Source organism: Mesorhizobium sp. M0816 (genome assembly GCF_040320005.1).
Classification (GTDB): domain Bacteria; phylum Pseudomonadota; class Alphaproteobacteria; order Rhizobiales; family Rhizobiaceae; genus Mesorhizobium.
Genome location: NZ_JAMYOT010000032.1, coordinates 44,130 through 54,602, shown reverse-complemented (window position 1 = coordinate 54,602; position 10,473 = coordinate 44,130). Strand labels below are relative to the sequence as shown.

Genomic DNA, 10,473 nt, shown 5'->3' with positions numbered 1-10,473 from the left:
TGCTGGTTTCGACAGTCGGGTCGGTATAGGGGCCGGACGGATCGTAAGCGGTCACCGGCGGCTCGCCTGCCGTCGGATGGACGGAGATTTCGCGCATCGGCACTTTGATGTGCGGGTGGATGGTGCCGGGCTTGTGAATCTTGCGGGAGGCGGGCAGCGATCCCGTCGAGACGGCGGGGGTGAGGGCATTCATCTTGAGGCTCCTTTGCTCGTTGCATTGGAGACCCAGTTCTGTGCCGGAAGGATGAAAAGACGCTTCTGTCGACCTGCCGAAACAGGACCTCGGGCATAAACTCCCGCAAAGCGCTTGCACCGTCCCTACGCCAGTATGAACTGGATCAGGTTCAACGGGTCACTGCGCCGCGAAAGCCAGCAGTATCTCAGCCCCTTGCCGGGACTCCCCTGGTGAATGCTTCAGGTTGAACGGGCGAGCGCTATCTTGTCAAGCGCATTCGGGCCGCGGCGGTGATCGTCGGGCGATCGTCTCGGCCAGGCGCAAGATCGGATGGAGCGTCGCCTGAGAATCGTCTGTTCCTCGATCAGCCTCGCTTATGCTCTGGAGCTTGTTTTCTCGCGCCCGAATTTCCGCGGGGATGGCTGAACGGAGGCGATCCATTTGCGATTTCAAGTGCGTCGGGCCGCACCCCACAATCGCTCAACAAGTTGAACACGTCCTGACCCGACTGGGCCTTCGAGTTTGGAAAACCTGGCCGGGTACTGCTGGATGGCAGGGTCCGTCAAGCGGGCGGAAGGGATGAGGAAATGAAAGAGCTGCAGATCAAAACACATAATCGAGCGATGAATATCGCCTGCGCGATCATCCGGACCAGATCTGATATGAAACATCGTCCGGCCCCGAGATCGAGGCTCCAATCTCGTATAGCTTCATGCGACGTTCTCTTGGAGTGTTGCGGGATTGGTCCGCTCAACCGGATCTCGGAGCTCAACCCTTTCATCCCATTAGAATGAGCGTTCGAAACGCAGGATTCCGCTGACACTGCTCTTCTTGTTGGCGTTGGTCCAGGTCACGTTGGAAGCGTCCACCTTGCCGACGGCGAAGTTGCCGTAGCGGCCATAGTCGAGTTCCGCCGTAACTGTGAAATCTGGAAGAAACGCATAGGCGACGTTTGCAGCGACACCATGGTTGTTGAGCTGATCACCGGAGAGCTGAAGGTTGAACGAAGTTGTCTCGTTGAGCTCGTAAGCGGCGCCAGCCCAGAAAGCCCAGTTCCCGCCCCAACTCTTATAGAAGCCGCGACCATGAGCGTCGATCGCGTTCGTGGAGTCGTCGTTGAGCTTGCCATTGGAACCGTAGCCGAACATTCCGAACAGCAACAGTTCGTTGGTGACATTGATGTCGACACGGACCTTGGCGGCCACCGATTCGTAGTTGCTATCATAAGCGGCAACGCCGGTGGTCGCGCCCCAGCCATGTGTGTATTTCAAGCCGCCGACTAGGTGCGGAGCGTAGCTGTCGATTGTGCCGACCACGCCCGAGCCTTCTTCGAGCGAAACCACGGCCGAAAAGCCGTTCCCGGCGTCGAAGTGGTACTGAACCACATTGGTATCGAAAGCGCCGTATGGAACCGGCGTCTGGTTGAGTACGTCACCCGCGCCGCCAATAAACATGTCGAAGGCCGACCAGTCCTTACCAACTCGGAGGCTACCCAGCTGAATCCAGGCGAAAGTCAAGGTGCTGTCTCCGTTGAAGGCATAGGACCGAGAACTGTCCGAAACCGAAGCGTCGCGGTTACCGAAGTTCATGCGGGTTTCGGTATAGGTCTTCAACGTGCCGAGCTCGGTCTCCTGGCCGGTCCAAGTTTTCAATGCGAAGCGCGTGTTGTTTTGCCATGTGCCCTGATCCTCACCAGTCTTCACATCCGAGGTTCTTGCGTGGTCAAACAATCCGACATGGCCCAAGCCGACGTCGTAACGGACATAGCCGCCGATGCGCAGGCAGGTCTCAGTGCCTGAAATGTAGACGTAGCCCGAGCCGTAGACGTCGCAGATTTTAACGTACTCAGTCGGGTCAGGCTCGGCAACGGCGGTCACGGCGCGAGCGTCGGAAACGGCAATCAGTGCCGCAGTTGAGCCGAGGAGGAGGCTCCTAATGTTCATTGTTGATCTCCGTCTAAATAGTAAAAGGAATCGAGACCGATAAATGATTTTTGCTAAGCAAACGATTGATGGCGCATCAGGCGGAATTCTAGGAGTGTTGATGCACCTGTCGTGGTAATGCTCAGGGGAATTTAGAATGTGATTGAGACTTGTTGTCACATATATTACGTAGTTATCACTCCCAGACGGTCATACAACATTTTTGTACAATCACCTTTTCGCCTCCGCGGCGGGCCTCACAAAGGGTACTACTGCAAATGACGTGCCACCCTGACGACCCAGCTGCGGCTTGAAGCTCAAATGTGCGGGCGGACCTTGGTTCGCGCTTCCGTTCTTTTTGCCTTGCGGATCCACCCAAGCACGAACGGCAAACGTTTCGGCTACGGTTCGTCTGTTCGCTTCGCGACAGTTTGGCTTAATGGCGACGGCATGTTTCCTGTGAGCCCCGCCGTTGAGGCATCATGCGGCGGCCACCGCTCGGTACGACGCCGTCACTTGGGCGAGCTGGTGGTCGATAACCACACGCCGCAGCCTTGCACCACTGAGTCGGTAGGCGCCAGCCTTGGCATTGCGGCGGACCTGACGGTCGCGTCGAGCAGGTTTTCGTGCTGAAAGCGGCGCGCCACAGCTAATGCTTCTTGCCAGCAATTCACACAACGAGCTCATCGAGACGGCAGAGATCATTATGGGCGGCGCTAGCTGGCGTGCAAAGTCTGGATCCAACACCGTATTGTCTCATCGGAGGCGGCATCTGCGCTCAGAAGAATCTCCCACGCGCAGATGAAGGGAAGGGACGGTGGAACAAAACGGTGCGCGTGAGGATTTCGGCGGGAACACCATCGTCAGTCGCTGACCGAGTGCGCTCAGACCATCGCTGTCCAGCCAAGACTGAACGGCGCCCATTGCTCAAAAAAATTTCAAGCCCAAAACGGGACGGACTGACATAGCGCAAAGACGCAGGCGAGCGCAACGGTAAGGTTGGATGTTATCAGCATGGGACCGTGACCGTTGCAGACCACGAAATTTCGAGAGGCCCGGCTGCCTTGGTACACTATCTATCCGGCTGTGTCGGAGTTCTCGGGGGCGGTCGGCGCCGACGCTTATGAGGAATGGCTCAGGAACCTGCCGGCTGATGATCCGGTGTCACTCTATCTGCACGTTCCGTTCTGCCGATCAGCCTGCTGGTATTGCGGCTTCCCAACCACCATCACCCGCCATGATGCGCCCATCCTCAACTATCTGGCGGCGCTGCGTGACGAGATCCGTCTGGTTTCGGAGCTAGTGCCGAAGACGCTGCCCGTGAGCGACATACATTTCGGCGGCGGAACGCCGTCTCTCATCGGACCAGCCGAGCTCCTCACTCTGATGGAGTTCCTGCGATGCCGCTTCGCCATCTCGAAAACAGCTACGGTCGCCATCGAGATCGATCCACGCACGCTCACGCCCGAGATGGCGGAAGGCTTGGGAGCGGCCGGCGTGAACCGCGCGAGCCTGGGCGTACAGAGCTTCGATCCCATTGTTCAAAAAGCGATCAACCGAATCCAGAGCGAGGCCCAGACGTCGGCTGCCGTGGAAATGCTGCGCCGGCATGGAGTAAACCGGATCAACTTCGACCTCATCTACGGCCTGCCGCGTCAAACGGTGGAGTCGTGCGTCGAGACGGCGAGGGCAGCGGTCGCCATGCGCCCCGACCGGCTTGCCTTGTTCGGCTACTCGCATATCCCATCCCAAATAAAGAACCAGCGCCTCATCGAGGCGGAATTTCTTCCCCACAGCGCTGCCCGCGCTGAACAGCATGCGGCTGTCGCCGTGACGCTGGTTGCCGCCGGCTACCGAGAGATCGGGCTCGACCATTTCGCCTTGCCGCACGACGAGCTCGCGCTGGCACAGGAAACAGGTCGCTTGCGACGTAACTCGTTGGGCTACTCTGCCGATACCTGCAGAACCCTGATCGGTTTCGGCGCGTCGGCTATCGGCCGCATCGGCCAGGGGTACGTTCAAAACGAAGTTACACGGGATTTCTACATCCGGCACATCGCAGCTGGCCGACTGGCGACATCGAAGGGCCATCGCCTCACAGACGACGACCGCGTGCGAGCCGCAATCATCGAGCGATTAATGTGCGATTTCGAGGCTGACGTGCCGGCAATCTGTGTCGCCCACGGATCTGATCCGATCCGTCTTCGCGGTTCAGATGAGCGTTTGGCGATGCTGGCCAAGGACGGAATAGTGGACTTCGAAAACGGTTTTGTCCGCGTACGGCGGGAGCATCGCTTTGGGATTCGCGCTGTCGCTGCCGCATTCGATGCTTTTAGGGATGGCCTTACGTATCCCGCAGGTGAGGGCAAGCACACAACACGGAAGCTAACACAGGGAGTATCTTTTGCCGGAGAGAACGAGCTGCCATCGTGCGGTGCCCGATTAGTAGTGAAGCGCCGTAAAATGCCGACATAGGCGAGGTGAACTCGACCGAACGACGAGAACAGCCTATCCAGTGTGTTGTCGGCAGTTCGAAAAACAAGGGCTTCTAAGCGGTAAACACATGCTAATCCATTTGATTTACGGGCCGACCTGCAGCGGCAAGACAGACGTTTCAATTTAAATTGGACGAGAGATCGGACGGCCGGTCATTGCGTTGGATCGTGTACAATGCTGTCCTCAAATCGCTACGGGCAGCGAGCGTGCCTCGGATTCCGAACTGCAATCTACCCAGCGGGTTTACTTGGATACGCCCCCTAACCGCGGGCACATCCACGCCGTGACTACCCGTCGTAAGCTGATCATGCACGTGGATGAGCTTAGATCTCAGCCTGGGCTCACTCGCAGCCGGCTCGATCTCCCTTCTCAATTCACATGGCGCGAGTCAGCATCGGGCTGGCGCTTTCAGTGGCATGTAAGGCGGTGGCGGCTCGGCAACTCCGATGCCTTTGTAGAGAGAGCAAAGCGGGTTGTGTGCGTCAAGTTCTGCAAAATGGGGCGGCCATGATGCTGGTCATGCGGCTTGGCGCAGAGCGAGCTTCTTGTGCTCGCGCAGGTCGTCCATGTTGATGTATCGGTTGGCCTCCATCCAGTTTTCATTGGTCTCGACGGCCAAGGCCCTGACCAGGCGCAGGCAGCTTTCGGTATTGGGGAAGATGCGCACGACATAGGTGCGCCGGCGGATTTCCTCGTTGAGCCGCTCCAGCGTGTTGGTGGATTTGAGATGCTTGTGGTGCTGTCTCGGCAGCCTGAAGAAGGTCAGGGTTTGTTCGATGGCATCCTCGGCCCAGCCTGTCAGACCGGATAGCGGGCCGACCATTTGGCAAGCCATGCGGCAAGATCAGCCCTGGCCTCTGCGAGATCGCGCCGGTCGTAGAGCCAGCGCAATTCCTGCAGGCAGTCGTCGCCGTGCTTCCTCGGCAGATGATCGAGCGCGTTCCTGAGGAAGTGCACGTAGCAGCGTTGCCAGGCGGCTTCGGGGATCACCTCGCCGATCGCTGCCACCAGGCCGGCATGATCGTCGGACACGTCCAACCCGATGCCCTTGCTTTGACGGCAGCGCTGGCGGTCTTAACTTCAGTCTTGGTCATGGTGGCGTTCCTTCGCGGGAATCAGGTGACGTGAACAATCACCAGCCTGCCATGACCGCCCCCTCTCAGCGAATTTGCAGAACTCTCAGCACACTACCCCGACGTACTCACCCGGATAGTCCCGGCGATCCAGACGACCTGCTGCTGCCGTGCCGGAGCGGATCAGCTCGACGAACTCGTCGCGGTAGGGGTCGAATCAAAACGAATACGACAGCGTCATCGACACTTCGCGCCCAGCGGCATGCGCCAGCCGCGCGGTCTGCCGGATCGCTTGCTTGGCGCGCGGCGGGTCCCCCAGATAGCCCTCGAAATAAGTGACCTTGGTGCCCGAAGCCTTGTCCCGTTCGACATCGTCGGGGCCGAGTTCGAAGCAGGCGCCGAGATAAGCGCTCGCCATCGGGCGTGACGAAGATCATCGAGCATGCCGTCGGTGGTTGTCCCACTAGCGGTTCGGTGTCGAAGGCGACGCCCTGGGCGTGGATGTCGTGGGCGTAGATCTCGCCGAGAGGTCGTTCCACACCTGCCGAAGAAGGCGGCGCGCCCGCCGAAGCTGCCTACGCCGGCGGCGGTGTTGCCGGCGCTGCATTGCCGATGCAAAGAACGTCATAGTCCGGCGTCAATGTCTCCGCTTGGGAATCCGCCGGCCTTCTTACCACGCCGGCCGGCGCGGGTCTGGCAAGTGGGCTTTCCTTTTGCCAATGCGTTCTCCCGGCCCTCACGGGGCGGCGAGTCCCTGCCACCTGAGGCTACATGGCAGCCGTGGAGATGACCTCAGCAGCGGCGCCCGATCGGAAACCTTAGCACCTCCGCGCTTTGGCGTGGCTGCTTGAACTCTTCGACGGCAACCGCCTCAATTAGCAGATCCAAGGCTTCGCGGCCCCTTTGACTCATCGGGTCATCCCCACAAAGGTAGTCATACGCTCGATCTAAATGCCCTCGGGCGGCGGAAAAATCGCTTGTCATATCATAGGACCCTCTCTATCCGCCCGCATTGCCGTTTACGAGGTGAAGGTAGTGCAATCGTCAATATATACAGACAAATTTGAATTAAATCGGTGATGATCATAGAGGTCGAGTCCCCGACCTGATAGCGCCATCGAGCCCGCCGACGACCACTCGCTGGCGCTCACGGGCGCGGCGCTGAGTGGCCTGCCGCACATGCACAAGTCCTTCAACCTGCCGCCGCTTCCCGTCATATTCGCGGCGCGGCCATTTCACTATCTGGATGGTCTGCCGGCCGGCGGACAACGCGCCTGGCCCAGGAACTCGACGCCCTGATCCGCTCGCCGAGCCGATCATGGGCGCCGGCGGCATGCTGGTGCCACAGGAGGATTATTTTCCAAAGGTTCAGGCGGTGCTGCGCAAACACGACATCCTCATGCTGTCGACGAGGTGGTCTGCGGCTTCGGGCGATCCGGCGACAATCTTTCCGGTTCCGAGGAGAAGTGGCTTAAGATCGTGAGCGCCCTATGCTTTTAGGTTTCCGGAAAAAGCTTCGGAAACAGCGCGTCCAGAGCGTCCGCCGGAAAGCGTAGGGACACTGGGCCCTTTGGCGTTTCCGACGCCAATAGTCCGAGCGCGATTACGTCATTGAACAGTCGACGCGCCGTACGTTCGGGTAGTCCGCTAATACGGGATGCCGCCGCGGTCAAACTCACCGCGCGTGAGCGCTTCCTCCACGAGGCGGCCGGCTTCGGGCTTCAGACCACTGCGCTCCACATGGCGATACAGCCGCTTGGCCAACGTGTCGAGATCGAACAGTCCGGTCATGAAGCTCACCTGATCGATACACGCCTGCAGGAACCATAAGGTAAAATCGCCGAGCGCGCGTTCGGAGAGGTTGCCACGTCCGTCGAGATCACCCTGGCGGGGCATATCGGCATGATCCATCATGCTCTTGTAATCCATTCGGCTTTTCACGCCACGTGCCAAGCCTCGTGAGATCGACCACAGCCCGTGCGCGGCGATCCCGGCCTGATGGGCCATGGCGTGGCTCATCAATCGGCTGACGCGTCCGTTGCCGTCCGGAAACGGGTGAATGTAGTTGAAGCGGTGATGCGCGGCAGGAATGGTCAGGATGCGTCCGGCCTTGCCCAGCTTATCGAAGCGATAACGCATGGCAAAGTATTGCATGAAATCGTTGACGCGATCGCTCGAAGGCGGTTCATGCCGGCCGATGGCGACGTCATGCTCTGGCTTCGATCGCCACTCACCTGGCGCCATGACGAACTCACGGCCGGCACCCTTGATGGTCAGCATGGGCGCTTCGGCATCGCGATAGAATTCCGCGTGCAGCCATCGAAGAAAACCTACCGATGCCGGTTCCGGCAACTGCCCATCGGCAGCCAGGCGGTCGATCTCGGCTTGCAGGCGAACGTGCGCGGCCGCCTCGAGCTGCAGATTGCGGCGGTTCTCGTCTCGATCGAAGTTTCCGACCAGCGCCCGTTCGATGTCGCGCGGGCGCGTATCGTGGCCTTCGATCAGGTTGCTGTAGTAGGTGTTCATGATGCGCACGAGATCGGCTAGGTTGGCTGCGGTACGCGAGTGCAGGCTTTTGCCCAAAACAGCCGACGTCGCCGACAGCTCTACCAGCGCATCCGAGATAGTTTCGGATACATCGGGTAGGCGTGCCGGTTCGATGCGCTGTACGCTCTCTTCCATATCGGCCGATCTTGGGTTCCGCCAAATGCGTGATTATAAACATAAATTTTCAGTTGACCAGATTGTTTGGCCGATCTTCTGGCCGATCGTCGGCATGCGGACTTGCGGGCCTCGGCACTGCCACCGCTGCCAAGCTTGGACACAAATCGATGCTGCCGATGATGATCATGGCTGATGTTCGGCAGGCCTATCGCACTGACAACTATGCACAAACCGTAATTGGGGGAGCCATCTGGCCGATGCTTTGGCCGATCTATGACGATCGGCCGGACTCAGACAGGTTCGAGGTGGAAAACAGGCAGCTTTAAACATGGTTCTGCCTCGGCCAGCGCAAGATTCGCCTGGAGCTTCGCTTATGCTGTGTGAGCTTGTTCTCTCGCGCCCGAATTCCCCATGGATGGCCCAAAAGCAGGCGATCCATTTGTCATTTTTAAGTGCGTCGGACTGCCAGTTGATCGCGTTCTGACCCGACTGGGAGTTCAAGTTTGACCTGAAACTGACCGGGTGCTGGATGGCAGGCTTCATCCCCACCGGTCTGATATGAAACAACGTCCGGCCCCGAGGCTAGGCTACAATCTCGTATGGCTTCTATGCGCCGTTCTCTTGGAGCGTGTTGCGGGCTTGGTCTGCTCAACCTCGGAGCTCAACGCTTCACGGCGTTAGGATGAGCGTTCGAGGCGCAGGATTACTGCCGACACTGCTCTTCTTGTTCGCATTGGGCAGTTCCCGTTGGAAGCTTCCATCTTGCCGACTGCTGAGTTTGGAGTCGCCGTAGCTGTGAAATCGAAAAGAAGCCCATAGGCAACGTTTGCCGCGACGCTACTGAGAGCTGGTCACCGGGAGAGCCGAAGGTAGAACGAAGTTGTCTCGTTGAGCTTGTATGTGGCGCCAGCATAGAAGGCCCAGTTCCCACCCCAAGGCTTATACAAACGCCCACCGTTAGCGCCGATCGCGTTCATGGCCTCGTCCTTTTGGCAGAGATCACCACGGTCGCTAGCTGGCGAGCAAAGTCCGTCCCAGCGCTGCATTATCTCGTCGGATCCGGCAAGCTGGCAGAATTTCCCAGGCGGAGCTGACGGGGAGGGATGGTGGGAATAAAACGGTGCGCGTGAGGTCTCGGCGGGAACAGCCAAGACATCTAAGCGGAACGGACTGGCATAACGCAAAGACACAGGCGAGCTCAGCGGCAAGGTGGTTGTTATCACCATGGGACGCCTGCCGCGTCAAACGGTGGAGTCGTGCGTCGAGACGGCGAGGGCGGCGGTCGCCATGCGCCCCGACCGGCTTGCCTTGTTCGGCTACTCGCATATCCCATCCCAAATAAAGAACCAGCGCCTCATCGAGGCGGAATTTCTTCCCCACAGCGCTGCCCGCGCTGAACAGCATGCGGCTGTCGCCGTGACGCTGGTTGCCGCCGGCTACCGAGAGATCGGGCTCGACCATTTCGCCTTGCCGCACGACGAGCTCGCGCTGGCACAGGAAACAGGTCGCTTGCGACGTAACTCGTTGGGCTACTCTGCCGATACCTGCAGAACCCTGATCGGTTTCGGCGCGTCGGCTATCGGCCGCATCGGCCAAGGGTACGTTCAAAACGAAGTTACACGGGATTCCTACATCCAGCACATCGCAGATGGCCGACTGGCGACATCGAAGGGCCATCGCCTCACCGACGACGACCGCGCGAGAGCCGCAATTATCGAGCGATTAATGTGCGATTTTGAGGCCGATTTGCCGGCAATCTGTGCCGCCTACGGATCTGATCCGATCCGTCTTCTCGATTCAGCTGAGCGCTTGGCGATCCTGGCCAAGGACGGGATAGTGGTTTTCGAAAACGGTTTTGTCCGCGTACGGCGGGAGCATCGCTTTTTGACTCGCGCTGTCGCTGCCGCCTTTGATGCTTTTAGGGATGGCCTTACGTATCCCGCAGGTGAGGGCAAGCAACACACGGAAGCTAACAAAGGGAGTATCTTTTGCCGGAGAGAACGAGCTGCCATCGTGCGGTGCCCGGTTAGTAGTGAAGCGCCGTAAAATGTCGACATAGGCGTTGGTGAACTGGACCGAACGACGAGAACAGCCTATCCAGTGTGTTGTCGGCAGTTAGTTCGAAAGTCCTGCTACACCCGAT

Annotated in this window: 6 protein-coding genes, 4 pseudogenes and 1 riboswitch; of the genes and pseudogenes, 4 read left to right on the top strand and 6 right to left on the bottom strand. The window is 59.0% G+C overall.

Annotated elements, in window-relative coordinates; translation table 11 throughout:
- Window positions 1-193 (bottom strand): annotated as a pseudogene (locus NKI17_RS30990) (phosphomethylpyrimidine synthase ThiC); the annotation flags it as partial.
- A 104-nt stretch (window positions 194-297) separates the two neighbouring features.
- Window positions 298-414: riboswitch (TPP riboswitch) on the bottom strand.
- A gap of 546 nt (window positions 415-960) precedes the next feature.
- Window positions 961-2,118, bottom strand: coding sequence for a porin (locus NKI17_RS30985; RefSeq protein ID WP_352907278.1), 1,158 nt, complete (start codon window positions 2,116-2,118; stop codon window positions 961-963).
- A 1,008-nt stretch (window positions 2,119-3,126) separates the two neighbouring features.
- On the opposite strand from NKI17_RS30985, the gene hemN reads away from it, so the two are divergent.
- Entirely contained in the window at window positions 3,127-4,572 is a 1,446-nt protein-coding gene (gene hemN, locus NKI17_RS30980; protein ID WP_352907277.1) for an oxygen-independent coproporphyrinogen III oxidase, read from the top strand.
- 148 nt (window positions 4,573-4,720) lie between these two features.
- Window positions 4,721-5,104 (top strand): isopentenyl transferase family protein, encoded by a 384-nt coding sequence (locus NKI17_RS30975; protein WP_352907279.1) that lies wholly within the window; start codon window positions 4,721-4,723, stop codon window positions 5,102-5,104.
- A 6-nt stretch (window positions 5,105-5,110) separates the two neighbouring features.
- Here NKI17_RS30975 and NKI17_RS30970 read toward each other — a convergent pair.
- From NKI17_RS30970 to NKI17_RS30955, 4 genes and pseudogenes are all read right to left on the bottom strand, one after another.
- Window positions 5,111-5,652 (bottom strand): annotated as a pseudogene (locus NKI17_RS30970) (transposase); the annotation flags it as partial.
- A gap of 234 nt (window positions 5,653-5,886) precedes the next feature.
- Window positions 5,887-6,269: pseudogene (locus NKI17_RS30965) on the bottom strand (PfkB family carbohydrate kinase); the annotation flags it as partial.
- A gap of 189 nt (window positions 6,270-6,458) precedes the next feature.
- On the bottom strand, window positions 6,459-6,650 hold the full coding sequence (locus NKI17_RS30960) for a hypothetical protein (RefSeq protein ID WP_023679698.1): 192 nt from the start codon (window positions 6,648-6,650) through the stop codon (window positions 6,459-6,461).
- Window positions 6,651-7,313: 663 nt separating this feature from the next.
- Complete coding sequence (locus NKI17_RS30955; protein WP_352907275.1) at window positions 7,314-8,348, bottom strand: Fic family protein; 1,035 nt, start codon at window positions 8,346-8,348, stop codon at window positions 7,314-7,316.
- A gap of 149 nt (window positions 8,349-8,497) precedes the next feature.
- Here NKI17_RS30955 and NKI17_RS30950 point away from each other — a divergent pair, with 149 nt between their 5' ends.
- Together NKI17_RS30950 and NKI17_RS30945 are read left to right on the top strand one after the other, a co-directional pair.
- Window positions 8,498-8,656, top strand: coding sequence for a hypothetical protein (locus NKI17_RS30950; RefSeq protein WP_023679701.1), 159 nt, complete (start codon window positions 8,498-8,500; stop codon window positions 8,654-8,656).
- Between the two features lie 907 nt (window positions 8,657-9,563).
- Window positions 9,564-10,256, top strand: a pseudogene (locus tag NKI17_RS30945) (oxygen-independent coproporphyrinogen III oxidase); the annotation flags it as partial.
- Between the last annotated feature and the right edge of the window lie 217 nt (window positions 10,257-10,473).

What these genes read in the sequence shown, in the direction of transcription:
- NKI17_RS30985 (WP_352907278.1), bottom strand. Translation starts at nt 2,118, where the DNA reads ATGAACATTAGGAGCCTCCTCCTCGGCTCAACTGCGGCACTGATTGCC.
- NKI17_RS30960 (WP_023679698.1), bottom strand. Translation starts at nt 6,650, where the DNA reads ATGACAAGCGATTTTTCCGCCGCCCGAGGGCATTTAGATCGAGCGTAT.
- NKI17_RS30955 (WP_352907275.1), bottom strand. Translation starts at nt 8,348, where the DNA reads ATGGAAGAGAGCGTACAGCGCATCGAACCGGCACGCCTACCCGATGTA.
- NKI17_RS30950 (WP_023679701.1), top strand. Translation starts at nt 8,498, where the DNA reads ATGCTGCCGATGATGATCATGGCTGATGTTCGGCAGGCCTATCGCACT.